Source organism: Nostoc sp., assembly GCF_036917415.1.
Classification (GTDB): domain Bacteria; phylum Cyanobacteriota; class Cyanobacteriia; order Cyanobacteriales; family Nostocaceae; genus Nostoc.
Map to the genome: position 1 here is coordinate 1 of NZ_JBALDJ010000070.1, position 25,153 is coordinate 25,153.

Annotated in this window: 19 protein-coding genes and 3 tRNA genes; 16 read left to right on the plus strand and 6 right to left on the minus strand. The window is 41.4% G+C overall.

What is annotated here, in order from left to right; genetic code table 11:
- Positions 1-145: 145 nt before the first annotated feature.
- Positions 146-352, plus strand: coding sequence for a hypothetical protein (locus V7K41_RS13500; protein WP_334848844.1), 207 nt, complete (start codon positions 146-148; stop codon positions 350-352).
- A 107-nt stretch (positions 353-459) separates the two neighbouring features.
- The gene (locus V7K41_RS13505) at positions 460-708 is read left to right on the plus strand and encodes a hypothetical protein (RefSeq protein ID WP_334848845.1); all 249 of its coding nucleotides are present in this window, start codon (positions 460-462) and stop codon (positions 706-708) included.
- 1,168 nt (positions 709-1,876) lie between these two features.
- On the opposite strand, the gene V7K41_RS13510 is transcribed toward V7K41_RS13505, so the two are convergent.
- Positions 1,877-2,734 (minus strand): PEP-CTERM sorting domain-containing protein, encoded by an 858-nt coding sequence (locus V7K41_RS13510; RefSeq protein WP_334848847.1) that lies wholly within the window; start codon positions 2,732-2,734, stop codon positions 1,877-1,879.
- Between the two features lie 516 nt (positions 2,735-3,250).
- Positions 3,251-6,169 carry a GAF domain-containing protein gene (locus V7K41_RS13515; protein ID WP_334848849.1) on the minus strand — a complete coding sequence of 973 codons (2,919 nt, stop codon included), beginning with the start codon at positions 6,167-6,169 and terminating at the stop codon, positions 3,251-3,253.
- A gap of 133 nt (positions 6,170-6,302) precedes the next feature.
- Here V7K41_RS13515 and V7K41_RS13520 point away from each other — a divergent pair, with 133 nt between their 5' ends.
- The gene (locus V7K41_RS13520; protein ID WP_334848851.1) at positions 6,303-6,677 is read left to right on the plus strand and encodes a hypothetical protein; all 375 of its coding nucleotides are present in this window, start codon (positions 6,303-6,305) and stop codon (positions 6,675-6,677) included.
- 14 nt (positions 6,678-6,691) lie between these two features.
- Positions 6,692-7,825 carry a quinone-dependent dihydroorotate dehydrogenase gene (locus tag V7K41_RS13525; protein ID WP_334848852.1) on the plus strand — a complete coding sequence of 378 codons (1,134 nt, stop codon included), beginning with the start codon at positions 6,692-6,694 and terminating at the stop codon, positions 7,823-7,825.
- 31 nt (positions 7,826-7,856) lie between these two features.
- On the opposite strand, the gene V7K41_RS13530 is transcribed toward V7K41_RS13525, so the two are convergent.
- Complete coding sequence (locus V7K41_RS13530) at positions 7,857-8,579, minus strand: hypothetical protein (RefSeq protein WP_334848854.1); 723 nt, start codon at positions 8,577-8,579, stop codon at positions 7,857-7,859.
- Positions 8,580-9,139: 560 nt separating this feature from the next.
- Here V7K41_RS13530 and V7K41_RS13535 point away from each other — a divergent pair.
- The 4 genes from V7K41_RS13535 to V7K41_RS13550 all read left to right on the plus strand — a co-directional run bounded on the left by V7K41_RS13535 (position 9,140) and on the right by V7K41_RS13550 (position 11,417).
- Positions 9,140-9,269: transfer RNA gene (locus tag V7K41_RS13535), tRNA-OTHER, on the plus strand.
- Between the two features lie 50 nt (positions 9,270-9,319).
- Positions 9,320-9,444 (plus strand) — tRNA-OTHER (locus tag V7K41_RS13540).
- A 208-nt stretch (positions 9,445-9,652) separates the two neighbouring features.
- Positions 9,653-9,778 (plus strand) — tRNA-OTHER (locus V7K41_RS13545).
- Between the two features lie 37 nt (positions 9,779-9,815).
- Entirely contained in the window at positions 9,816-11,417 is a 1,602-nt protein-coding gene (locus V7K41_RS13550) for a TROVE domain-containing protein (protein ID WP_334848856.1), read from the plus strand.
- 339 nt (positions 11,418-11,756) lie between these two features.
- On the opposite strand, the gene V7K41_RS13555 is transcribed toward V7K41_RS13550, so the two are convergent.
- Positions 11,757-12,602: a peptidoglycan-binding domain-containing protein gene (locus tag V7K41_RS13555; RefSeq protein WP_334848858.1), complete on the minus strand. Its 846-nt coding sequence runs from the start codon at positions 12,600-12,602 to the stop codon at positions 11,757-11,759.
- 330 nt (positions 12,603-12,932) lie between these two features.
- Here V7K41_RS13555 and V7K41_RS13560 point away from each other — a divergent pair, with 330 nt between their 5' ends.
- Positions 12,933-15,254 (plus strand): NB-ARC domain-containing protein, encoded by a 2,322-nt coding sequence (locus tag V7K41_RS13560; protein ID WP_334848860.1) that lies wholly within the window; start codon positions 12,933-12,935, stop codon positions 15,252-15,254.
- Positions 15,255-15,584: 330 nt separating this feature from the next.
- Positions 15,585-16,931 carry a glutathione-disulfide reductase gene (gorA, locus tag V7K41_RS13565; protein WP_334848862.1) on the plus strand — a complete coding sequence of 449 codons (1,347 nt, stop codon included), beginning with the start codon at positions 15,585-15,587 and terminating at the stop codon, positions 16,929-16,931.
- Between the two features lie 1,121 nt (positions 16,932-18,052).
- On the opposite strand, the gene V7K41_RS13570 is transcribed toward gorA, so the two are convergent.
- Positions 18,053-20,434 (minus strand): CHASE2 domain-containing serine/threonine-protein kinase, encoded by a 2,382-nt coding sequence (locus V7K41_RS13570; protein ID WP_334848864.1) that lies wholly within the window; start codon positions 20,432-20,434, stop codon positions 18,053-18,055.
- Positions 20,435-20,920: 486 nt separating this feature from the next.
- On the opposite strand from V7K41_RS13570, the gene V7K41_RS13575 reads away from it, so the two are divergent.
- From V7K41_RS13575 to V7K41_RS13600, 6 genes are all read left to right on the plus strand, one after another.
- Positions 20,921-21,049, plus strand: coding sequence for a hypothetical protein (locus V7K41_RS13575; RefSeq protein WP_334848867.1), 129 nt, complete (start codon positions 20,921-20,923; stop codon positions 21,047-21,049).
- Positions 21,050-21,173: 124 nt separating this feature from the next.
- Entirely contained in the window at positions 21,174-21,695 is a 522-nt protein-coding gene (locus V7K41_RS13580) for a LabA-like NYN domain-containing protein (protein WP_041565194.1), read from the plus strand.
- Between the two features lie 91 nt (positions 21,696-21,786).
- Complete coding sequence (locus V7K41_RS13585; protein WP_334848868.1) at positions 21,787-23,391, plus strand: 2-isopropylmalate synthase; 1,605 nt, start codon at positions 21,787-21,789, stop codon at positions 23,389-23,391.
- Positions 23,392-23,465: 74 nt separating this feature from the next.
- Positions 23,466-23,837: a hypothetical protein gene (locus V7K41_RS13590; protein ID WP_334848939.1), complete on the plus strand. Its 372-nt coding sequence runs from the start codon at positions 23,466-23,468 to the stop codon at positions 23,835-23,837.
- Positions 23,780-23,971 carry a GNAT family N-acetyltransferase gene (locus V7K41_RS13595; RefSeq protein WP_334848928.1) on the plus strand — a complete coding sequence of 64 codons (192 nt, stop codon included), beginning with the start codon at positions 23,780-23,782 and terminating at the stop codon, positions 23,969-23,971. The genes V7K41_RS13590 and V7K41_RS13595 overlap by 58 nt, the downstream gene beginning before the upstream one ends.
- A gap of 232 nt (positions 23,972-24,203) precedes the next feature.
- On the plus strand, positions 24,204-24,884 hold the full coding sequence (locus V7K41_RS13600; protein ID WP_334848870.1) for a SnoaL-like polyketide cyclase: 681 nt from the start codon (positions 24,204-24,206) through the stop codon (positions 24,882-24,884).
- Between the two features lie 25 nt (positions 24,885-24,909).
- On the opposite strand, the gene V7K41_RS13605 is transcribed toward V7K41_RS13600, so the two are convergent.
- A complete protein-coding gene (locus tag V7K41_RS13605; RefSeq protein ID WP_334848872.1) occupies positions 24,910-25,035 on the minus strand; it encodes a hypothetical protein in 126 nt (41 codons plus the stop codon).
- Between the last annotated feature and the right edge of the window lie 118 nt (positions 25,036-25,153).

Here is a 25,153-nt window from a genome sequence, read left to right on the forward strand (position 1 = left end):
CTGCTAGTTACGGTTCATCTAGTTCTGCTGCTGGCTAAATATGCCTTAGTTCTACAGTGTACTACAGTGCATTTTAGATAGAAAAATTGCTGAAACTTCCGACAACAAACAAGTTGACCTTACTAATTCTTAGGAAAGTAAAATCATGATTATCAACGATCTCTCTCATGTAGAAACCGTTCTTGAAAATGAGAATGTTCAAGGTGGAATAGCTTTTGCAGATGCTAATTCAACAGCATACGCTTTTGGTAAAAACATCGCTATTACCAGCATTGCCACTAGCACCGTTGCTGTTTCCAAGAAATACAGCCTATCTGCTAGTTACGGTTCATCTAGTTCTGCTGCTGGCTAAATATGCCTTAGTTCTACAGTGTACTACAGTGCATTTTAGATAGAAAAATTGCTGAAAGTTCTCAAAAACTTTCAGCAATACATTCGTTTTTCAAAGAGAGCTTTTTTATGGAACAATTAAGAATTTCCGATCTCAGTTTTTGTGAAGATGAAGTTTCTGATCTTAGTCAAGTACAAGGGGGAGTTGCATCTGCTTACGCACGTAGTTATTCTACTGCTAATAAGAGCAGTTATAAAGTAGGCAAATACACTATTGAAGCTACTCTTGAAGGCGCTCTTGCTGGTGCTCTTGCTGGCGTTATTACTGATGGTGATAAGGCTATTGCATCTGCCAACACATCGGCAACAGTTTCCTAAAGTCGGCATAACCAGATTGTAAGAAGTTTTTATGGAGATTTTCCATAAAAGCTTGTTAGAAATATTTATATACCTCTATCTTATACTACATATAACAGTATAAGACAGTAGGTAAAAGCGACACTTCGGCGTTGCTCAATGACTATGCTTGTTTTTGAGTTCAAAGCTTATGGAAGTTAGCCCAGATAGCAGCAGTAAGTGATGCAATTATAACTGCAAAATTGATTCGTAATAGCTGTATTTAACTATGGATGGATGTTAAAAATACAGCTAAAAACGATTTGCATGAATATTGAATTGATTATGCTGTATTTGCGGCTAAATTTCCTTTTGTTATGAACTTAACTCAATGGCAAGACTTACCAGTGGAAAACAAGCATGGTCTTCTATCTCTTGGTTTTTTGACAACTCAACTGTAAAAGGGGTACTCCGGGTTTAAAACGACATCCACAGTATCTTGGTATCAGTTCTGTACCTGATTTGAGTATTTTGGGAAAGTTTTTTGAAAGTCACGGTTGCGTTAAACCCGTAATATACAAGCCAGAAATGCTCATAGTTGCGGTGAAATTGTCAAGATTACACTATCCACTAGAATAGACGTTTGTAAGTGTGATTGTGTAATTGATAGAGACGAAAACGCAGCTAGAAAGTGCGATTCATTCAGTCGAAACCAAATAATCGGGTGATGACTGGCTTGTACAGGGTAATCGATGAGGATTAAGTTAGCACTTTAATCCCTTGGAGATGACAAATTCCTTTTTATAGCTATTTATTTGCATTTCTTTAATGCTTGTCTATCAGGGTGCAAAATCACAAAATAATTTGCATACCTAATGACTTGGGGTTTCCATAAATGCCATTTCCCCTTAATTTTTATTTTTCAGGGAAGACGCTTTTTATAGCGGTTCTCGTTTATGTGAGTTACACCCGTAGTGGCATGGCTTGCCATGCCCTTACACTTTGTGATATAAAGTTGTGTACCGCATCTGAATGGGAACCGCTATATTATGGTTTCTAGACCGTGCAGAGCAACATTAGCCAAAAGTACAGAGAATAGAGTAGTTTTGGTCTGGCTTATCAGTCTCTTTTACCCAGTTCACTTTTACGATGGATTAATGTGATTTTGCTTTCGCTATCCATCACCTGAACTTTCCTCAGTGCAAACATACTAAACAGACCTTAAATCCTTATTAACCAACAACGCAGCCGAAGAAGCTCTTTTACGCTTGCGCATCGAGGCAGCACCAAACACAGTGCAACTAAACAGCGAACCTAGAATTGTTGAGGGTTCTGGGACAGTATAGACGCTCACCTGATTAATTTTAGATTCTATTAAAGTTAAACGAGTTGACTTATCGAAAGTACGGGAATATTTACCCTTAAAGCTAGTCAAAGCATATTCCTGTGTTCCGCCAAAAGATTTATCAATAGAAGTCTGACTTGAATCAAAAGTTATGCTACTACTCGGTTCAAATACAAAAGCATCATTGTTACCTATAGTTGATAAATTTCCAGAAATCTTGAAAGAGTCCAAAAGCTCACGAGTCTCGCTGTCGTATAACTCATATAAGAACTCTCCACGAGCATTTGCACGTTCAGTGGATGCATCATCAATGGATGTTTTAAGGTTAAATAAGCCACTGAAATCAAAAGAAAACTCTTTGTCTACTATAAAATCATAACCAATAATCGCAGCCAAGCTTTCCGCCGACCCTGTATAGCCATCACCCTGACCTTGAGCTTGGCTGAAGGACAAATTGGAGGCAGAGTTGTTTGCATTGACATTAAATTTAGCTTCAGCATTAGCATCAGCAGTTACTTGACCACCTGTGCTAATTGTGTTAGTCAAAGTATCAGTCAAAGTCCTAACATCTAAAGGGCTGCTACTAAAGTTGTTGATGTTGAATTTTGACTCAGAATATGCAATGGTAGCAGCTTGGCTCGGTAAGGTTGCCAATATCGAAGTAGCGATCGCTGGAGCAGCTAGTGTCAAAAAACGCTTTACAACTTTGGTGTATTGTTTCATACGATTACTCATTTTTACTTTTATAATGCTAGGATTGTAAATTTTTCATGCTTACTGACTCCTTGCTAATGAGCAGGAGTAAAATATAAGCAAGCATGAGGGACAGCTTGGGAAATTCTCAAGCTAGTTTTGTCTTATACAGAAGAAATCTTCTATGATAAAAACGAATGTTTATTTACCGTTTCTGCACCGTTAATTCAGTAATAACCGCATCAGTAATTTAGTCATGAATTTTGGGCAGTCGATAATTAGTTACATACTTATACTAACTAGGATCTATTTGTTTCTTGTAAAGTTTGAGTGAAACGGAGAGTTTTTTTATTGGTATTTACGTAAGGATTCTGGTAGGGAGGAGTTGACATAAGTGACGTTGTTGCCAAAGCATCCTTTGATGAGCAAGGAAGTGACTGTAAAATCAAACAACGATCGCCTGTACCAATTGTCGAAGTGAAAATTGGTGGCAATAGGATTCGGTTAAGCGACCCTTAATTCACCGCGATTTTACGCAAAGCTGTACTAAGAATCATGAACAGCTAACGGCAACAACAAGCGACTGACTACCCGATTATCTGGTAACTGATAGAAATTCAACTCTCCTCCTAGTTCTTGCATGAGGTTTTGGCAGATCGCCAGATGTAAAGCTGGTGGTTGGTCGAGGTTGGAAGGAGTAAGCACGTCTTTAGGTGTATTTTGATGTAGTTCTGTTAATAACTGTGGTTCGATCGCACCGTTATATGTAATCGATAATTCTAGGGATGTCTGATGTTCAGCCCCTCCACTTGGAGAAGAATGCTTTGTATCTAAGGGTTTTGACGCATCTAAACGGCGACACCAAATATCAATTCTGCTACCGGTTTGAGAACGGTTACAGGCAGTAACCAATAATTCGTGGATAACTAATTCAATTTTGACAATATCACCAGCGATCGCCATTGCAGATTGAGCGCTAGAGGTAGGAACGCCTCTAACTAATGAAGAATTCTTGGGCGCTTCTTGCTCGTCAATTGGTTGTCCCAAACCATGTACCCCAATCCACAGCTTGTGTTGTTTAAGTAAATTTTCGATCCGTTCGAGCGATCGCTTTAGTAAACTGGCTATGGGCATAGTTTCCCAACTAATATGTAGCTGCCAGTGTTCAAGTTTTAGCATTCCACTCATGGAGGTGGCTGTATGGTCTAACTGTCGCAGCAATAGTTGGTAGCGCATCTGAGTCAATTCATTAGCAGGAATGCCCAAATCGTGTATTTGTTTAAGAGAGTGCGCCGTTATTCTTTGAATTTCCTCTAAACGACGATGTTTGTACCAGTTGAGTTGTCGTAATTCTTCGGTTGTGGATTCTAAAAGTCGGGTAATTTGCTTTTCACGACGCCACCAGGCTAATTGAGAAATCAGAGTTGCTGTTGCACTCAGGTTTTGTTCTGACCAGCGACGCTCTTGATAGTCTACAAGCAACACTACACCAGTGGTTTCATAATCAGCAGTTGTACGTAATGCCATTAGTAAAATTTGACTTTTGTCTGGAACATTCAACCATTTCCGGGTTTCTGGAGGTAAATTATCTACCTTCAAAGTCAGGTAACTCTCTGTAGCAAGTGCCCACTGAATTAAGGCTTCAGCCTGGATAGAAATAGATGCATCAGAAAAAATCCCAAATTGGCTATTATCAATCACTCCAGGGATAATTTTTGCCCAACTTTCACTAGGTGCCCAGGATAGCATTAGCGCTAAGGGACAACCCAAAATTGATGCTATTTGTTCGAGTGCTGTACCTTCTAAATGCTTTTTTTCGACCCCAATGCTGTTCTGGGATTGTGTCAGGATGCGTAAGCATTGCTCAAATACCTGGGAAGTTTTTTGCTGCTGGGTGGTGCGGTTATGTAATTGCCACTGACGAACAATTACACCAATCTGTTGACTGACCGCCCACAGCAATTCCTTTTCTAGAGTTGTCCAAGAACGATGGCTTTCATGAGTAATCACCAAAAGTGCTGCTGGTATATGCTCATGAGTGCATTTACAAACAAGTAGCGATCGCACATTATTCTCTAACAACGAGGGTCGCCAGTTAAAAAAGCGTAAATCTTCATCTAAGTTCTCAATTTCTACCGCTTGAGTTGAACTTTGCAAAAGCTGCCCATCTAATTCTTTGAGAGTATGCAGGGTAAATGTCAACGGTCGACGATTATGGGGCTGACTTTGGTAAGTAAATTGATAATTATTCTGCTCAGAGTCATACTGCAACAGTAAAAAGCGGGTTGCACCTAATCGAGCTAAAACTCTTTTAGCACAACTATGTAAAGTTACCTGAAGGTCATGTTCGCTATAGATAGCTTGAGCAACTTGGCTAGTCAGTTGGGCATCCTCTTGAATCTGTTTAATAGTGCTTTCCATGCTTTCGGTAGGTGTAACTAGGGAGATTAAACCAGCAACACCCTGGACGAAATTTTTGTCTGTGTCCGTCCAGATGCGGGGTTCATTGCTTTCTACCGCCAGAAAACCGACTAAGTTCTTTTGCCAGATAATCGGAGCTGCTAGGAGCGATCGCACCTTCAAGCGTTCCAGCAATTTTGCCGTAAAATGGCTTTTTAAAGAACTGCGGGCATCACCAATCGAGACTATTTGGTTAACTGCCAAAGCATAATAAAAATCGCTCAACTCCTGTACAGTCATTCCCGCTGCTTGCTGACTGGTAGAATTGCGATCCATTTTGACCAGCTGATTGCTCATCCGACACCAAAAGTAGCGCCCTTCCCGCTCAAACCAGTAAACATTTGTCCGGTTCGGGGAGACAAATTTATGAGTTGCTTGCACCGCTGCTTCAAGTCTTTGATTCAGGTTACTGAGGGTGCGTAAATTTTCTAGCAATTCTAATAATGGCTCGTCGGTTCGCCTGGTTTGCTTTTGCTGTTTATGCATCTCATTTTGATAAAGCACTGCCCCTAGTTCACCTAAAACCATCATCAAACGTGCTTTTGTTTCACCTGTCAGTAGGTAGCCCCAGCGTTCTGAACCCAATAACAGCAAGCCCAAGCAACGGTCTTTGTAGCGAATTGGTAAAATAATCGTTCCTTGGATGTGGAATTTTTCGGCAATTTTTCGCCATTCGGCGGCGCGGATTTCAGTTTGCAAATCAGCTACGCCTAAAGGATGCTGTTCAATTACTACTTGTTCTAATAAATCCCCAGGACTGAGAACAACTCTTTGGCGTAAAAAGCTCATGTCGCGATCGGGTGTGATGCCCCCTTTTCCGAATAATATGTGATTCAGGCGATCGTAAAGAGCAATCCAAATCAGTTTGTAGTCAAATTCTTTGAGATAAGAAATAGTAGTTTCAATCAGAACGTCAACATCATCTTCTTCTCTGAGGCTCTGGAGGACGCGCCCCAAAGAGAGGATCTGCTGTTCGGCGGCTATAGGTTTTTGCGGCTGCCCCATCTGATTTATTGGTTAACATAACTTGTAATATATAAGATGCCCAGAAAAGCACCCTGAGTAATATTGCCACAGGTGTTTGCTAAAACTTGTAAGTAACAGGTTCGTTAAAGTTAGATTATGGAGTGCTAGGGAAATGGGCGAAACTCCTTCTGATGCTCAAGAGGAGCAGAGACAAATCTCCGAGGAAAAGCGAGAGTCTGCTGAAGATACCAGGCTCTCGCAAGAGATCGAGCGAGAGTCTGCTGAAAATACCAGGCTCTCACAAGAGGAGCAACGACAGCTTGCTGAAGAAATGAGAAATTCTGCCGAACAAACCCGGCTGCTTGCTGAAGAAATCAGAAATTTTGCTGAAGAAATGCGGCAGATTGCTGAACAAGTGCGGCTATCTAAAGAAGAACTCCGGCAAGCTAAAGAGGAAGCACGGCAAGTTAAAGAGGAACTCCGTCAAGCTAAAGAGGAACTCCGGCAAGCTAAAGAGGAAATGCGGCAGTTTACCGAATTCGCGTAGTTTTAAGGATTGAAATGGATATTTATCAACTTGCGATTCGTCCGCTTTTGTTCAATGTGGTAAAAACCGATTCAGAGTGGTTACACCAGCAGACGATTCGCAGTTTTAATTGGCTATCGCAAACCCCTGCTAGTTGGATAAACCAACGCTTAAAGCAGTCTTTATGTCTGTACGATTCTCGCCTAGAACAAAATTTGTTTGGGCTAAACTTTCCAAATCCCGTAGGATTAGCAGCTGGCTTTGACAAGGATGGAGTCGCTGCTAGCATTTGGTCTAACCTGGGTTTTGGCTTTGCAGAACTAGGAACTGTAACTTTTCACGCACAGCCAGGAAATCCCCGTCCTCGTTTGTTTCGCCTCCCGTTGGATAAAGCTGCTCTCAATCGGATGGGCTTTAATAACAGTGGTGCAGCAGCAATGGCGGCACGTTTGGCACAAGAAAAGCATGAGTTTACCCGATCGATACCTATAGGGATAAATTTGGGAAAATCTAAGGTAACTCCTCTAGAAGCAGCTGCACAGGATTATCTCGATAGTTTTCGTTTACTCAAAGATTTGGGAGACTATTTTGTTGTTAATGTCTCTTCTCCCAATACACCAGGGTTGCGATCGCTCCAAGATGCTTCTATGCTCAGTGCCATCTTAGATTTATTACAACAAGAAAATACTACATACAAACCAATTTTTGTCAAGATAGCCCCAGATTTATCATGGGAAGCGATCGCTGACATCATAACTCTTGCTAAAACCTACCAACTAGCGGGAATTATCGCCACTAACACCACCATCCGCCGTGATGGACTGAAAACCCAAGTGATTGACCAAACTGGCAAATCACCCCAGGATGAAGCTGGCGGAATTAGTGGTAAACCATTACGCGATCGCTCCACTGAGGTAATTCGGTTTATTTGGCAGCAAACTCAAGGACAAATCCCAATTATTGGTGTTGGTGGCATCTTTTCTCCTGAAGATGCTTGGGAGAAAATTACTGCTGGTGCTAGCTTGATCCAGGTTTATACAGGCTGGATTTACGAAGGGCCAATGATGGTACGCCGAATTCTAGCTGGTTTACTTTCCAAGCTAGAACAAAGCGGATTAAATTCCATCAACGAAGCTGTGGGTTTACAAACAAAAATTCCAAAATTCTAATTTTGAATTTTGAATTTTGAATTTTGAATTGTTATCCTTCTTCCACTGGGAAAAACTCTTTAGTTTTTTCCGAGTATGACCAGGCAATACCATCAGGGTCTTTGCTACGACTCCACTCAGGAAACTCTGGATCGTTTCGCCGTTTATAAACCGTGCTGGAATAGACATTTAGCCGTTTAGCAAGTTCAGATTGAATGAGAGAGCCAAAAATTAACTGTTTTTCCAGCGATAGTTTAGCTTCCTGATGGGTTTGCTGTGGGAGTGATTCGGTTTCTGGTTCTTCCTCCTCTGTGGTTGGTGGTGGTGCTAGGAGCGATCGCGCTGTTTTAGTAACTGGTTGAGCCGGAAGTTCTTTAACAGGCTCACTACTATCAAGAATATTGCCAAGAATGCTGGCAGTTATAAAGTAATAAGACTGCCCTGCCTCTTCAGAGTTGACTATACTGGCACCAAATTCCGAGGCTTTACTATCCAAGTAGCGTTTTGCCGTTGTTCCAGGAAAATTGCCCCTGATTGCCAAGTCCATTGGCGTCAGTCTGCCCTGATTTTCACGAACCAATTGATGAAAAATTGGGTTAACTCGCACAGTCCACTGTTGCCATTGATATTCCTGCCAAAGCTTGAAGCCTATTACCAGCACAATTACCGCCAGTAAAATTCTCCAAGTGGTAACTAGGAAAATAATCAAAAACGAGATGGGCAAAAGTAGAACGAGAAAAGCCTTACCGTTACTTTCTATGGATTTCTCACTCATGCCGATTTTTGCCAAGTGAATTTTGGGAAATAATATTATTATATTGGCAAAAATTGAGACACTTTTTTGTATCTTTTGGCAAAGTCGCGGCAAATTTGTCGGCAAAATCTTTACTCAGTAGGTGTTATAGGTTTATCAACCTTCTACTTATCTAATATTGGTCTGCGATCGCGCAGAAGTTTTTTGCCAGAGAAAATAAGAGGGTTTTGATGAGAGCGATCGCCATACATCTCGGATAATCTGCTCCCGAAATTCTGAGCGACGGTTTATTTGTACTCCTCAGACTTTTCTTTCCAAAGCAATAATTCTAAATTGGTTTGTCAGACCCTTGACAATTGATACTACAGATACTACAATAATAATACAAGTCAACTTTCGTCAGGGAGTAAGCTTTCATCAGTAGCGGATAGCTCAAATGGCAGAGCGCCCACCTTGCCCCGAAGGGCCGACGTATTGAGGGTTATCGCATATAACTAAAACACCTCGATCCAACTTCTGGAAATGTAGGTAAAAATCCTACTTCGTTACAACAAATTTAATGCTGAGTTTTGAATTTATATGTGGTGGGTAGCTCAGTGGATAGAGCGCCTAAATATCCTTATTCACACCTCGCCTGAAAAGGCCGACGAATTGAGGGTTATCGCCTGCCAAGCGGGAGGTCGCGGGTTCAATTCCCGCTCCACTACACCAAATCTAGTACTGAATTTTAAATTTTAAATTTTTAATTTTTAATTTTCACGTGGCGGGTAGCTCAGAGGTAGAGCGCTAAACATCCTTGTTCACCCCTTGCCTGCAAAGGCCGACGAATTAGGGTTATCGATTAGGGTTCGAGAGGTCGCAGGTTCGAGTCCTGCTCCGCCACCCAAAACTTAATTTTGAATTGTCATCTGGTGGGTAGCTCAATCTGGCAGAGCAATGAACGGGTTAATTCCCATAGTCCTTAGTTCAGAAACTTGCCTGCAAAGGCCGACGAATCGAGGGTTATCGTTAATTCATCGGTTGCAGGTATCCTACAGGAAGCAAGCTACAAATCCTGTTCCACCAGAGTAAATTTTGTGTTTTTAATTTTCATGTGGCAGATAGCTCAGTTGGTAGAGCGCCGAAAAACATCCTTGTTCACACCTTGCCTGAGAAGGCCGACGAATTAGGGTTATCGCCTCTTAAGCCGGATGTCGCGGGTTCAAATCCTGCTCTGCCACCTTTCATTTTTGCCCGCAAGGGCCGGGAGATGAAGCGATGAATTACAATTTTTTCACTAAAAAGAAAACAACTACACCTCAAAATCAACCTATCCCCGGACGAGAAGCAGAAATGGTTCAGGGACGTTCCGGCGGCTGGATGTTTGATGCTGGTATTTGGAAAATGCTGCGCCGTTGTCTTTTGGTTGGCACAGCAAAAAGCACTTACTATGCTGGTAAACAGGAATTAACTGAGGATTTTGTGACAGTTGTCAGACAAGCTGTTGCCGAAAATGCTGGCCGTGTAGCGGAAGAAATTTTGTATGCTAGCGATGGACGCGCCATCAATAACAGTGCGCCTATATTAGCTTTGGTATTGCTCTCTATGGGTGAAGCACCAGAAGCAAAACAGGCGTTTGGTGAAATTTTCCCGCAAGTTGTCCGCACTGGTAGCCACTTCTACGAATGGCTGAACTACACCAAATCTCTGCGGGGATTTGGCAAAGTCGTGCAAGAAGCTGGTAAAACTTGGCTCTCAAGGGAAGATGTCAAGGGTTTAGCTTATCAACTGTTGAAATATCAACAGCGTCAAGGCTTCTCCCACCGGGATGCATTGCGGTTGTTCCATGTCAAACCGCCTACAGAAAATCACCGTCAACTATTTGAGTGGGTAGTTAGAGGCTGGGAAGAATTGCCAGCAGATATCCCCTCAGAGGCATTGGCGCAGATTTGGTGGTATGAGTGGCTGAAGCGGAATCCTACCCAAACTCATGAAGCTATTTCCCAAGGACGCTTAACCCACGAAATGGCTGCACCAGTGGGCAAAATGGACAAGCTTGCTTGGCAGCTACTATTTCAGGAAATGCCAATAGGTGCAATGCTGCGTAACTTGGGTTCTTTAACTGAACTAGGTGTGTTGCGAACAGATGAAAGTGCCAACTTGCAGCGAGTAGAAGCAGTTCTTAACAACAAAGAACATCTGCGTAAAGGTCGCATCCATCCAATTGATGTTTTGAAAGCACTCAAAACTTATAAATCTGGTGGAACATTAGGACGCAGTAAGAAAACTTGGAACACAGTTTCTCGGATTGTAGACATTTTAGAAAAGGCGGTTGAACTGTCTTTTGATGTTGTGCAACCCACAGGTAAAGTGTTCATGCACGCCGTAGACGTTTCTGGTTCTATGGGTAGTATGGTTGCAGATATGGGACTGACTTGCTGTGAAATTGCCACCACAATGGCACTGGTGACAGCAAAAGCAGAGAAAAACTACATGATTCGCGGCTTTGCTACGGAATTTCGTGAATTGGGTATCACTGCCAAAGATAGTTTTAGTTCGGCGGTTCGCAAAGCTAGCAACCAAAACTTCGGTGGAACGGATGCGTCTGTAGCTTATGACTGGATGATTAAGAATAAGTTCAAAGCTGATGTAGTCTGCTTTTGGACTGACTCGGAAAGCTGGGCTGGGTATAAGCATCCAAGTCAAGCGCTGAAGGAGTACCGCAAAAAGGTAAATCCTAACGTCAACGCGGTGTATGTCACCTTGACACCTTACCAAATTACTTTGGTAGATCCTGAAGATTCGCTGTCTTGGGATTTGGCAGGGTTCGACCCAGGTACGCCTCGGATCATCCAGATGCTGGCTACGGGTGAATTGTAGATATTGCTGAAGGGTAAAAGATGAACACTTTATCCTTCATGCTTCATGGCGGGTTATCCCTGTTCGCAACTTGCCTTTCGGGGCCGAAGAATTTAGGGTTATCGGTTACGTCTCCACCATTGTGGAGATTAGCGGGTTCAATCCCCGCACCCGCCTTTGTTTTTGATTTTTACCTCACGCAAAGAAGAAGGCGATTTAATTTTTGAATGGTCGTTTTTCTATTTCAGCGATGGGTAGCAGTAGGGTATCTTCGATGTGCGATCGCCAGAAGCGATCGCACTTTTTTACAAGCACAACACAAAAATTGGATTGCCGATCAATTATGCAACTACCGAATGATTAATGAAACAATTGCCCCAAGAAATTGATAATTGGTTTCCAAAAGATACCAGTTAATACATAAGGAGCATATTGTAAGAGAGGTAAGCTCGGCTTAATTGAAGACTTTAGCGGTAAATTTTCTAACAAAAAAGGCACTATACAGGTGAGTCCATACGCAGTTGCTAAGGCAGTAGTGAATTTAGGAGTCTGACCTGGTATAGGACTATAATAAATACCCAATAAAATGCAACAAATCATCAAAAATTGCTCCCATAAAAACCATGATTGCGGCGACAAAAAATAAATTAACCTCGGAAAGCTTTTATCAATTTTTTGTCGCATTCCCAGCAGTACTGCCCAAGTCGCTGCCCCAACAATGCCATCATTCTTCAATCCATAAATTCTTTGAAAGCGTTTCACCGCTCTTTCTGTTGCACTGTCAAAATAGCTAGTAGGTTCTTTTTTCAAAAAGCCTTCATCATAAAGGATAATTTGCAGTTCCTTAACCGCATTCCTTAATTCTGGGGACTTAATTTTCTGACTCCGAGAAAGTTTTGGGTACAAAAGGCAAGCCCATGTTAGCGGACCAACCACTCCATCTGTTAAAAGATTATTTCTTTTTTGAAATTCTTTTACTGCCTCGTCTGTCTCTAAGTCAAATTTACCAGTAATCTCTGCAAGTAAACCTTGAGTTTTTAATCGCTCTTGCAATTCGTTGATTGATTCTTGTACAGACTTTGGTGTAAACTCACGGTAAAGTGTCGGAAGTTTATTAAAGACACAAACTTGTTTTTCTTCAGGAAAATAAAGTCTAGCTTGTTTTAGACCAAGCAAAATACTTACAGTTTGAATTAGTTTATTCATTCAGTACTCCTTTGTTGTCAGAAGTGAAAGCGATAATTCAGCCAGAGTTTTTGGTTGTCAGGATAGATATTGCATTTGTACGCAGCCTGTTACCAACAACAATGAACTTAGTAATTAGACTACTAAATTGTTGCTTTGCAAGTTAATTAAAAAAGTTAAAGCTTTGGTATAAAAATGTTAAATACGATTTGGTCTAAGTTTTGTCCTGTAAGCTAATTAAAAACGTTAAAACTTTGGTATGAAAATGTTAAATACGATATTAATATTGAAGTTTTTCAGTTAAAATGTTGCTAATACAAAATTTAATGAAAGACTAATAGGGTGATATTTATGTCAGATGAGCCAGAAGGTGGGAATCTGTCTAAAGCCTGGTATCAAAAGGTTTTACACGACTGGGATATAGATCGTTTACTGACTGACTTGGAGTCTAAAATTCAAGAGCGATATAGGCAAAATTTTAAGAAAGACCTGTTACTTGGGTTGCTATGTGGGTATAGCTTGACGAAGATAAGTCAGGACTTGTACAGAGAAAACGCTAGTGTGAGAGTGGGATTGAGCAATATCTATCGAGATATTGAAACTTTGACAGGAGAACCAAACAACAGCGTTAAGTCAAGTAACCTTATTTGCATTCTAGAGAGACATGGATATCGCAGAGGTATTGCTGCATCTAGTATCGAAAGCACCTCTATCCCCCACAATCTGCCATCACCAACCTACACAGAATTTATTGGGCGCGAAGCAGATATGAAAAAGTTACTGGAACGGCTTTTGCCAGAGCATGGCGCTCACATGATTACGGTGCATGGCATTGGTGGCGTAGGCAAAACAGCACTAGTGTTAGCAGCTGCTTACGTATGTTTAGAAGCTAGTAACGAAAACAGTTCTGATGCACCTAAATTTGATGCAATTATTTTCACTTCAGCCAAACAACAAGAACTTATTCCCGATATGATTTTGCAACGGCAGCAAGGACAGCGTAACCTGCGCGAGATTTTTCGGGTGATTGCCAATGCCTTAAACGACTCTACAATTATTCAATCTCCTCCCAATGACCAATTTGAGCGTGTACGCCAATGTCTTTCTAAACAGCGAACGCTTCTAATTGTGGACAATATGGAGACTATAGAGGATAGGGATGAGGTTATAGAATTTCTATACAATTTGCCCATTTGCGTCAAAGTAGTAATTACTACCCGCGAACGAATTGCCCTGCTGCCAATCAGTCTGCGAAACTTGCCCCTGAATGATGGTTTGCAGTTAATTCAGCAACAAGCTGAAGAGAAAGGTATAACTATCCAAGATGAAGACTCTAGCTTGCTCTACGATCGCACTGGAGGAATCCCTCTCGCTATTGTCTACGCACTCGGTCAAGTCTCCAGTGGCTACTCTTTGAACTTCGTATTGGAGCAGTTAGCCTCCGCTACAGGCGATGTGGCTCGTTTTTGCTTTGAGCAATCAGTGCAAGGTATGAAGGGACAGCTACCACACAAGTTACTCATGTCACTGGCGATTTTTCCTGACGCTCCTATCCAAGCTGCTGTGGCTGAAGTTGCTGGACTGACATCCGATCCTGATTCTGTCAGTAATGGCTTGGTACGTTTACAGCAACTCTCGTTAGTGAATCTGAACCCAGAGACTAAGCGGTACGAGATGCTCTCTCTGACTCGTGAGTATGCTTTAGCACAATTAGCTGCTTACCCAGATTTTGAGAGGGAAGCACGGATGCGTTGGGTGAGATGGTATCTAGATTTTGCCTACAGTTACGGCGGAGAAGATTGGGAAAAATGGATACATTACAACAGGTTAAAGGAAGAGGAAGGAAATCTACGGGCAGTACTTTATTGGTGTAAAAACCAAGACCACTATGCAGAAGTTAGGGATTTGTGGTTGCTTTTGAACCACTACGCCAATCTCTATGCTTATTGGGACGATCGCCTCGATTGGTTGCAATGGCTGATAGAACAATCAGAACGACGTGGTGAATGGTCATCTTTAGTGAAATTCATGATCCGCAAAACCTGGCTGCTAATTCGGGAGTGTTCACCCCAAAGTCTCACACAAGCAGACGAAATATTGCAGCGGGCATGGGTTTTACGCGACCATACAGATTCATGGGTTCAAGCTGACTTAGCCGAAAGTATGGCTAGACTGCGAATCAGACAGAATAATTATACAGATGCACGCCACTGGCTAATAGTAGAAGAAAAATTGGTGATTGAGGCGAATCTAGACGAGCGACAGCACATCCGCTATTTTATTCCCGTTCTTTATCATCGGGCTGAAATCTTTTATTCAGAAGGTGAATATTTTTTAACCAAAAAACTATTTCAAGATGTGATGAAAAGTGCAGAAAAAATTAATTGGCATCGCGTGATTAATTCTGCTCAAAATTGGCTTGCTGATATTGCAATTGAACAAGGCGATCGCGATGAAGCTCAAAAGTTATTAATTAAAGGCATAACTGTCGCCGAAAGCAGCAATAATAAACGGCGTCTAGCTCGTTATCAACGTTCTCTAGCCCGCTGGGAGAAAAAGTGGGGAAGTGTCCAGAAAGCCTGCCAATTATCAACTCAGGCTATTAATGGTTTTGAGCAATTGGGAATGACAAGGGATGCACAGGAGATGCAAACTTTACTTGATTGCCCATAATTATCTACAAACAATGTATTTCCAGTTGTTTTCTAGTATGGCTGCTGCCCAAATTAAGCAATGGGTTACACCTTGTCGCCAGAGATCGCACTTCTAAGTACTGCCTAGACAAGATGCGTTATTTGTCAAAAAAATGTAATATAAGTTAGTAATAATTGGGCGATCGCTGTTCCTTTTCGATCTAATACTATTAATGCGGCAATCTGCTACATATCAGCCTAGTTTCATCCCAAATTGTCCACCCAAAGACAGTAGATGAAGTTTTGTCTGACTAACTATAAGGGATGAAATAGCTCTGCTTTCCAAACAGTAAAAAAGGAACAGATTTTTATGACATTTGATTACGACCTGTTTGTCATTGGTGCTGGGCCTGGGGGATTGGCAGCAGCTAAAAAAGCAGCTAGTTATGGTGTACGTGTCGCTGTCGCCGAAGAAGAAACCATTGGTGGAACCTGTGTAAATCGCGGCTGCGTTCCGAAAAAGCTAATTGTCTACGCTGCTGACTTCGCCCTGCAAAATCAAATAGCGCACAGTTATGGGTGGAGTGACTGTCAAACATACTTTGACTGGACATTATTTATTAAGTCAGTACATCAGCATATTGACAGCGTTAACCAATCCTATTTTCAGCAATTGCAAAAAGCTGGAATTGAATTAATATCTCAACGTGCCACTTTCATCGATGCCCATACTATCAATGTTGATGGACGCAAAGTTACAGCCGACAAAATTTTAATTGCTGTGGGAGGACAACCCCTTAAGCCCAAAATCCCAGGTATAGAATACGCCATCACATCCCGCGAGATGTTTCAGCTACCCTATCTGCCAAAACGTTTAGCAATTATTGGCGGCGGCTACATTGGCGTAGAATTTTCTAGCATGATGCACGCTTTCGGTTGTGAGGTAACGATAATTGAAAAAGATGAGATGATTTTATCGGGGTTTGATGATGACATTCGCTCTGCTGTACAACAGGGTTTGATTAAACGCAAAATTAAGTTGTTCACCAACAGCACTGTTCAAGAAATCAAATACTCAGATGAGAGTTTGTTGTTGACTATTACTGGTGAGAGCCAAGAAATAATTACAGCAGATACCATCTTAGTTGCCACAGGTTATGCTCCAAATACCAAGAATATGGGTTTGGAAAATGCCCATGTTGAACTTGGCGAACATGGTGCAATCAAAGTAGATGAATACAGCCGCACCAGCCAAGAAAATATTTTTGCTGTGGGTGATTGCACCAGTCGGGTGCAATTGACTCCAGTGGCTAAGGCAGAAGGTATTGCCTTTGCTGATACAGTTTTTGGCAACAAGGCGCAAAAACTAAATTATGATTATGTGCCCACTGCTGTTTTTTGCCGTCCAGAAGCGGCTAGTGTGGGGATGACGGAGGCGAAAGCACGGGAAAAATTTGGTGAATCTGTACAATCCTACTGCACCGAGTTCCAACCACTCTTGTATCAGCTAATCGAACAGGATGAGCCAACCACTATAAAGTTAGTACTAAATAGTGATTCTGGGCAAGTTTTGGGCGCTCATATGGTGGGTGAACACGCAGCAGATATCATTCAAAGCCTCGGCGTGGCAATTCGCAAAGGCATTACTAAGGAAGATTTTGATCAAACCATAGGCATTCATCCCACGACAGGAGAAGAATTTCTGTCGTTAAATTAAAATCATCTGCAAGGGCTGAGTGAAAAAGGCACAAACAGAAAAGGGAGCAGGGGTATGGAGGAAAATCCTTCTTCTCATCTCCCCATTTTTGTGCCCAATTATACTTTTGCAACTCCAAAAATTAAATTATCCCAGGACTTATATCATGTCCGGTTAAAGACTTATCAAGGAAGGCAGGAGGCAGATAGCGCAGCGTTAGCGAGTCCGCGACGCCTTGGGAGCAGGGGTTTAAGACCTCACCGTTTATACGGCGCAAACAAAAAGGGAGCCAGTCTGATGGACGGGAACGCCTGCATAAAAGAACTGGCGTGAGGAGTCTGAATCCTCTCCCAATTGTTCCTTCAGCATAGCTGCCTCCTGCCTCCTGCCTCCTTCAATAAGTTATTCGACCGCCGACTTCATTTGTACAGACGCGATTTTTAATTGTCAAGTATATTTGCTGATTACTTTATCAAAAAGCCTTATTGTTTTAGAAAAATACCTATTTACTTTCTCAAAATACTTAAATGCTTTCTCAAAATGACCTTTGACTTACTCAAACCCCAGTTTGCTTTCTCATTTTGGTGTTTTCCGCAAGCAAAATGACCTTTGACTTACTCAAACCCCAGTTTGCTTTCTCATTTTGGTGTTTTCCGCAAGCAAAATGACCTTTGACTTACTCAAACCCCAGTTTGCTTTCTCATTTTGGTGTTTTCCGCAAGCAAAACGACCTTTGACTTACTCAAACCCCAGTTTGCTTTCTCATTTTGGTGTTTTCCGCAAGCAAAACGACCTTTGACTTACTCAAAATGCTTGAATGCTTTCTCATAGTTAATTTTTGAAGTTCCACTCTAGAAATGTTCTAACTAAGTCGGTGCAATAAAACCAAACTGTGTGAAGAAAAGTAAATAAGCCTTAAACTCTTTCTCCCCCCTGCCCCCTGCTCCCTGCCCCCTGCTCCCTGCCCCCTGCTCCCTGCTCCCTGCCCCCTGCTCCCTGCTCCCTGCAAGAACTGCGGTCTAAATGATAAGTCTTTGACCGGACATGATATAAGTCCTATATCCAAATTCTTGTATCCAATACAACTATCAGATTTTGCTTCCCCTACTCAAGAACAGCTTCCACAGCGATTGGATATTTTTTTATTTGGAAGTCTCTTGTCCTTCTGAGTAAGATTTTGTGGGAGTGCTTAATTCATCTAAAGTATTCATTAATAAGTCATCTTCTGGGATATAGTGTCTGTGTTGGGAATTTACCAAATCGTCAAGAGCTTGAACAGCTTTAAGAGCTTCAAGATCCTTAAGAGCCTCTGATGCAGACTGATATCGCTCTTTGAAGTCAGCCAGCACCATTTTACTAAGAATCTGAGCTAGGGAATGACTCACCTGAGTGCGTAGTTTACCGCCGTAGGCATCGCTCCATTTGATCTCCCCATTAGCATCTCTATTTAGCTCACGGGGTGCTATACCAGTTAAGGCTTTAATCCCAACCATGCCAACTGCATAGATATCACTACTGTAGTGCGGACGCCCAAAACATTGTTCGCTTGGTGCGTAACCCTGAGTACCAATACCAATGGTGAAAGGGGTTGACTCATGACGATCGAGCTGTTTGATGCCGACTTCCTTGACGGCTCCAAAGTCAATCAACACCAGTTTTCCGTCTGAGTGTCGCCGGATGATATTACTGGGTTTAATATCCCGATGAATCACGTGGTTTTCATGGACAAATGTTAATGTTTGCAATAAGTCCCTGATAATTTTGATCGCGGCAATTTCTTCAATTGCTCTACCTACTAAAAGTTCTTGATTTAAAGGATGACCAATTATCTGTTCTTGGACTAAATAAAATTCTTCGTCTTCTTCAAAATAGGCCAAAAGTTGAGGAATTTGAGCGTGCGTTCCCAATTTTTCTAGTGTTTGTGCCTCTGAGTTAAAGAAACGTCTGGCAAGTTGCAATCCTTCTGGTTTGGTGTTGGCTGGTTTTAGTTGTTTAACAACACATCGCGGATTTCCAGGACGTTGGGTATCTTCGGCAATGTAGGTTTCACTAAATCCACCGCAACCGAGAACTTTGACAATTTTGTATCGTCTAGCCAAAACTTTCCCTGATAAGGCTAAATCTCGTTGCTGGATTAGGTGTTGAAAGTCATCTTGTTGGCTGATAATCTCTTGGACAACGGGGGAAGTTTTATACTTCTGAAAAATGTCTACTAATTGGCGTTTTCTGATGCTTTCTCTGATGACTGAGGTTGCTAAATAGCAAATTCCGGTCATTGCGATCGCCATCATTGGTACACTAGTGGGAAAAATTAATTGACCATAGACAAATAACCCATAACTAATTCCTCCCCAAACACCAGACAGGGCGAGGCTATAGAAAAATCTATGGATGCTACGCTTGCGTCTGCTAATCATCAAGGCTGAACTGCCCACTAGCATTAGCACAAACAAACCCTGCAATGGTGGACTCTTAATTCCTGGGGCGATCGCTTTCCCTGACATCAAAGTTGCGATCGCATTGGCGTGAATTTCCACGCCCGACATCGGTTCAGTGCTATTACTACCAGCGACTGGATAATAATCATTATGTAACTGATCTGTTGCACCAATCAGCACGATCTTGTCTTTGAACACCTTTCCCTGCTGCAAATAGCTGTTCCAGTTTTCCGGATCGAGTACGTGCCAAAAAGGTTTTTGCTCAAATGTACCCGCAGGTCCCCAAAAATAAATGCGATCGCCTTTTGGTTGAGGATAATTTACTTGTGCTGCCCTCAGCGCTGCTTCATCAAAAGAGAGTCGCTTTTTGCTAAATAGATTATCTTCACCTAAGAACTTGGGAAACTCACTCGCTAATCGATGAACTTTTCCATCTACTTCTAAAGGAAAATTAACTGAGCCAATGGATACTGACCCTGTACGAAACATTTGTTGTGGGTCTGTTAGTTGCGTAAAAGAGCCTTGGTGCGTCTGGGAATTTTCGTAGACGGCTGCTAAGGTAACTTTTTTGCCATATTTTTGCAATACTGCCTGAAATTGGCGATCGTCTGTAACTCCATAGCTGCTTGCTGTATCAAAAACTACGTCTAATGCGACAGCGCGGGCACCTGCTTCGATTAATTTTGTGATTACCTGGGAGTATGCAGCCCGTTTATAAGGATAAGATTTTAGTGTTTCTAAGTAGGCATACTGTTTCGGATCTGTTTTATAGTACTGTTCGGGAACCGATATTGACTGATCGTCTATTGCTAAAATTACAATGTCTTCTGGAGGTGCGATCGGCCCGCGCAGTTGAAAAAAGCCAGAAAGCACCTGATTTTCCATCAATTGAACCAATTCCCCACCAGAAGCGCTCAATAGTGCGCCTCCAATTGCCCAAGTACCTGCCAGTAGATGACCTAAGCGAACCATCCACCGGGAGTGGCGAGCAGATGCTGTCGAAGTCACTTTTGTTGGTTTACTTGACAGTCCTTTGGCAGTAGAGACATAGTTTTTAGTTAAGGTAGATGTAGGTTCTTCTGCCATATCGGGTTACTGATTGATTTAAGTCCAACACTTTTATTTATTCAGACCACGTTTTAGTGTAAGCATATTGAAATAAGACTTAAATGATAATCTTATACATTTGTAAAGTATCTTCTATTTATCAACAAACTTTTATTGGCAGAGCCAGCCCCCAAGAAATTCTTACTCAACCACTACTTAATTTATTCTTTTTCTGTTGAATGAGTTACAAGTAGTGATTGTCTCATAGATTGGAGCCGGATATACTCTACCTGTGCATTTGGTTGTGGCAAGATTTTACCCTCACCTAACCAACATACACGTTACTAACTGGGTGCTATACCAGAAGCACTCCCAAGGCTGTCTTCTGTCTTTGGTGCAATGTTGGTAATCTCCACAAACGGTGTCCTGATACTGACAGCTTTACCGAAAGATAGGCATTAATTTATATCTTACCTTAAGCCGATGTTATACCTGTTTAGGAGTAAACTTTAGTGTTATGCAGCGATGAATGCTGTTACTGGGTCAATTTTATGGGTAGATTTTGATCGCCAGGAGGCTCTTGCAGTGCTGAAGGTGAATCAGGTTAACACCCAGGATCTCAACTCCAATATTGCAGGCGTTTTTATGTCTTGAAAGAGGTAGGATAAAAGCTATAGATAAAGAACTACGTTATAGATATTAGCAAACAAGGCATTTGAAAATTGCTATAATCTATTGTTCCATCTAAATTCATATATATTATTAGGTGTAAATTTGTATGGGTTCTCCAATGAATCGTCTGTCTATTTTTGTAGATGGAAACAATATGTTCTATGCTCAACAAAAAAATGGCTGGTTTTTTGACCCGCGGCGAGTCTTAGAATACTTCAAACATGAGCAATCAGAAACAACATTAATTAATGCCTTCTGGTACACTGGCTTAAAAGATCCACAAGACCAGCGAGGTTTCAGAGACGCTCTAATTAGTCTAGGATATACAGTACGAACTAAAATTCTGAAAGAATATTATGATGACACCTCAGGTCGTTACTCGCAAAAAGCGAATTTAGATATTGAAATTGTTGTAGATATGTTTAATACAGTAGACCAGTATGACCGAGTAGTATTATTCAGTGGTGATGGAGATTTTGAAAGAGCAATCGAACTATTACGCTCAAAAAATACACATATTACGGTAGTATCAACAGAAGGAATGATTGCTAGAGAACTACGCAATGCTACTGATAGATATATAGATTTAAATGATATCAGAGATCAAATAGAAAAAACTGAAGGTTAGTAGCTTTAACAATTATTTACAAAAATCAAAACTAGAGTTGAAGATATATTAAGCCACAAGTAAACACTAAACATTAAACAACAAACGGCAAATGACAAACAAAACAGATCGAATCATCATTTTTGATACAACATTGCGAGATGGAGAGCAGTGTCCGGGAGCGACTTTGAATATAGACGAAAAGCTAGTTATTGCCAAGCAATTAGCGCGTCTGGGTGTAGATGTAATTGAAGCAGGCTTTGCCTTTGCCAGTCCGGGAGATTTTGAAGCAGTCAAGAAGATTGCTCAAATTGTCGGCACAGAAAATGGCCCGGTAGTTTGTAGTTTGGCAAGAGCGATTAAAGCAGACATTGAAGCGGCTGCTGAAGCATTAAAACCAGCAGTTAATGCCAGAATTCACACATTCATTTCAACTTCTGATATTCATTTAGAGTATCAGTTGCGGAAGTCACGGGCAGAAGTGTTAGCGATCGCTGAAGAAATGGTAGCTTATGCCAAGTCCTTCATGACAGATATAGAATTTTCGCCGATGGATGCGGCCCGTACCGATCCAGAATTTTTGTACCAAGTGTTAGAGCGAACGATCGCAGCTGGTGCAACAACAGTTAACATTCCCGATACTGTGGGTTACACAACTCCTAGCGAATTTGGAGCCATAATTAAAGGCATTATCGAAAATGTCCCCAACATCGACCAAGCGATTATTTCTGTTCACGGACACAATGATTTAGGCTTGGCAGTTGCTAACTTCTTAGAAGCCGTCAAAAATGGCGCACGGCAACTAGAATGTACAATCAATGGCATTGGCGAACGCGCTGGAAATGCATCACTAGAAGAATTGGTAATGGCGTTGCACGTGCGGCGGCAATATTTTAACCCTTATCTCGGCAGACCAGAAAATTCTCAAGAATCCCTGACAAATATCGACACCCGACAAATTTATAAAACCTCACGCTTAGTTTCCAATTTGACGGGAATGTTGGTACAACCAAATAAAGCGATCGTTGGGGCGAATGCCTTTGCCCATGAGTCTGGAATTCACCAAGATGGTGTATTAAAGAACAAGCTAACTTACGAAATTATGGATGCCCAATTGATTGGCTTAACAGACAATCAAATAGTTTTGGGCAAACATTCAGGTAGAAATGCTTTCCGTACTCGGTTGAAAGAATTGGGCTTTGAACTGTCAGATACTGAATTAAATAAAGCCTTCGTCAGATTCAAAGAAGTAGCAGATAAAAAGAAAGAAATTTCTGATTGGGATTTGGAAGCGATCGTTAATGATGAAATCCAACAAGCACCCGATTTGTTCCGGGTAGAGTTGGTGCAAGTTTCCTGTGGTAGCAACGCCCGTCCCACCGCTACAGTTACCCTGCGTACCCCAGACGGTGAAGAATTAACCGATGCTGCGATCGGTACTGGCCCAGTGGATGCAGTTTACAAAGCCATCAACCGTGTGGTGAATGTACCCAATCAGTTAATTGAGTTTTCTGTGCAGTCAGTAACAGCCGGTATTGATGCCATTGGCGAAGTGACGATTCGTTTACGTTATGAATCTAAAGTGTTTTCTGGTCATGCAGCGAACACAGATATCATCGTGGCATCCGCGCAAGCTTATGTAAATGCATTGAATAGGTTGTATGCATCTTTGCAAACTCAAGAAAAACCACAGGAAGTAACTGCACAGAAAGTCTGAGATCGGATCTGTCAAACTGTCTGTTTTTAGCTGATGCTAACAAACTCCTCTCCAACTTTGGGGAGGAGTTATTTGTGAGTTCCAAAAATTTGTTGGAAATTATGCTTACAGAAAAACATATTACTATCAGAGAAGCCACCACCAAAGAAGATTTACTGATTGCAAAGCACTCTTACCAAATGTGGCTAGATATTGGTGTTCAAGAGAGTAATATTCACTTGGAGTGGCAGAATATTACCCTCAAATTCATAGAAGAGGCGCGTCGAGATTTGTTTTACAAAGCTTTTGTAGCAGAGGTTGATAATACAGTTGTAGGTTCTGTAAATTGTCAGCTGTTTGCAGGCTTGTACCAAATGTTTTCAAAGATGAATACCGCAAATTTGGATATATTTGGGGCGTTTATGTTGAACAATCTTACCGCAGACAAGGAATTGCCAAATTCTTAACTAATAGAGCAATTGAATATTTAAAAGCGATCGGCTGCACGCGAGTAGTTCTTAACGCCTCGCCATTGGGTAAACCAGTTTACTCCAGTCTCGGTTTCTTTGAAGGTAATGCAATGCAATTAGATTTGATTTAACAAAACAGAATTCAGAAATGAATTCTATGTAATTAGCGGATGAATAAACCTAAATCCGATAGGATAAGTTTATAGTTCAAGAAGCATCCCTGTTTGCTCATATTCGGATTTGTACAACAAGTCAAGTTTATTGAGTTCATTATGAATATTTTTTACTTTTTTAGATTTTTCTATTTACTTGTATGCATAAAACTTTATTCTGAGAAACGATGTTTATAACCAGTTAGCTTGTATGAGTAGCGAAAAAACTACAGAATTGCCACTCTGGGTACAAGATAGAGATATAGTCATTACTCATGATGAAGAAGTACAGTGGCGAGAAGGAAAACGCCCGGATTATTCATACACCAATGAATTTCTTCATCAAGAGAGTAAATTTCAGCATCCAGAAGGTTCTTTAGAAGCGATCGCCCAAAACTTAGTCCGCACTTTTGAGATGGAAGCTTCTAATAAATCTAATCCTCAACAGTGGCTTTCGATTGTTACTGATAAGTTTAAGATGAGTACCAATGGCGGACAACAATTCACTGCTGAAGATGTTGCAACTGAAGGTACTTATAACCTGTTTTTGGGTGAAACTGAGCAATACAGCTCTGAAACAGAAACCTTTGAATCTTCATTTCAAGTTTTTCATAAAGCCTTTCCCAATGGCTTCCTTTGGGAATTAACAGAAGTACTTTCGGGGCCGCCTAATGTTACCTTTAAGTGGCGACATTGGGGAACATTTAATGGTTCCTATAAGGACTATATACCCACAGGTGAAACAATAGAAATCGTCGGAGTTAGTATTGCTCGCGTCACTGATGATTTGAAGATTGAGTCTTTAGAGCATTATTTTGATAATAATGTCTTTCTTGAGAAATTAACGGCAGGTGGTTGTCCTTTCCATTCCCAAAATCAGAACGATCGCTAATTTTGATTTAGATGTGTAGGTTGGGTTAAACGAAGTGAAAGCCGACAAATACAAGACTTTGAGGTGTTGGGTTTCGTCCCTCAACCCAACCTACATCTGTAGCAATCATTTTTTGAATTGTTATAAAATCAGAACGATTGCTAATTTTCATTTAGTTATAGTCATCGAGTAGTACGCTCGATTGGCGCTCTTAGTAAATAGCAGTAAGCGCCGATCGAGCGATTATAATCATCGAAAATCTGCAATTGAAGACTTATTATTAAGGCTGA

Coding starts and splice junctions, on each gene's coding strand:
- V7K41_RS13500 (WP_334848844.1), top strand. CDS start 146: ATGATTATCAACGATCTCTCTCATGTAGAAACCGTTCTTGAAAATGAG.
- V7K41_RS13505 (WP_334848845.1), top strand. CDS start 460: ATGGAACAATTAAGAATTTCCGATCTCAGTTTTTGTGAAGATGAAGTT.
- V7K41_RS13510 (WP_334848847.1), bottom strand. CDS start 2,734: ATGAAACAATACACCAAAGTTGTAAAGCGTTTTTTGACACTAGCTGCT.
- V7K41_RS13515 (WP_334848849.1), bottom strand. CDS start 6,169: ATGGGGCAGCCGCAAAAACCTATAGCCGCCGAACAGCAGATCCTCTCT.
- V7K41_RS13520 (WP_334848851.1), top strand. CDS start 6,303: ATGGGCGAAACTCCTTCTGATGCTCAAGAGGAGCAGAGACAAATCTCC.
- V7K41_RS13525 (WP_334848852.1), top strand. CDS start 6,692: ATGGATATTTATCAACTTGCGATTCGTCCGCTTTTGTTCAATGTGGTA.
- V7K41_RS13530 (WP_334848854.1), bottom strand. CDS start 8,579: ATGAGTGAGAAATCCATAGAAAGTAACGGTAAGGCTTTTCTCGTTCTA.
- V7K41_RS13550 (WP_334848856.1), top strand. CDS start 9,816: ATGAATTACAATTTTTTCACTAAAAAGAAAACAACTACACCTCAAAAT.
- V7K41_RS13555 (WP_334848858.1), bottom strand. CDS start 12,602: ATGAATAAACTAATTCAAACTGTAAGTATTTTGCTTGGTCTAAAACAA.
- V7K41_RS13560 (WP_334848860.1), top strand. CDS start 12,933: ATGTCAGATGAGCCAGAAGGTGGGAATCTGTCTAAAGCCTGGTATCAA.
- gorA (WP_334848862.1), top strand. CDS start 15,585: ATGACATTTGATTACGACCTGTTTGTCATTGGTGCTGGGCCTGGGGGA.
- V7K41_RS13570 (WP_334848864.1), bottom strand. CDS start 20,434: ATGGCAGAAGAACCTACATCTACCTTAACTAAAAACTATGTCTCTACT.
- V7K41_RS13575 (WP_334848867.1), top strand. CDS start 20,921: ATGAATGCTGTTACTGGGTCAATTTTATGGGTAGATTTTGATCGCCAG.
- V7K41_RS13580 (WP_041565194.1), top strand. CDS start 21,174: ATGGGTTCTCCAATGAATCGTCTGTCTATTTTTGTAGATGGAAACAAT.
- V7K41_RS13585 (WP_334848868.1), top strand. CDS start 21,787: ATGACAAACAAAACAGATCGAATCATCATTTTTGATACAACATTGCGA.
- V7K41_RS13600 (WP_334848870.1), top strand. CDS start 24,204: ATGAGTAGCGAAAAAACTACAGAATTGCCACTCTGGGTACAAGATAGA.
- V7K41_RS13605 (WP_334848872.1), bottom strand. CDS start 25,035: ATGAAAATTAGCAATCGTTCTGATTTTATAACAATTCAAAAAATGATT.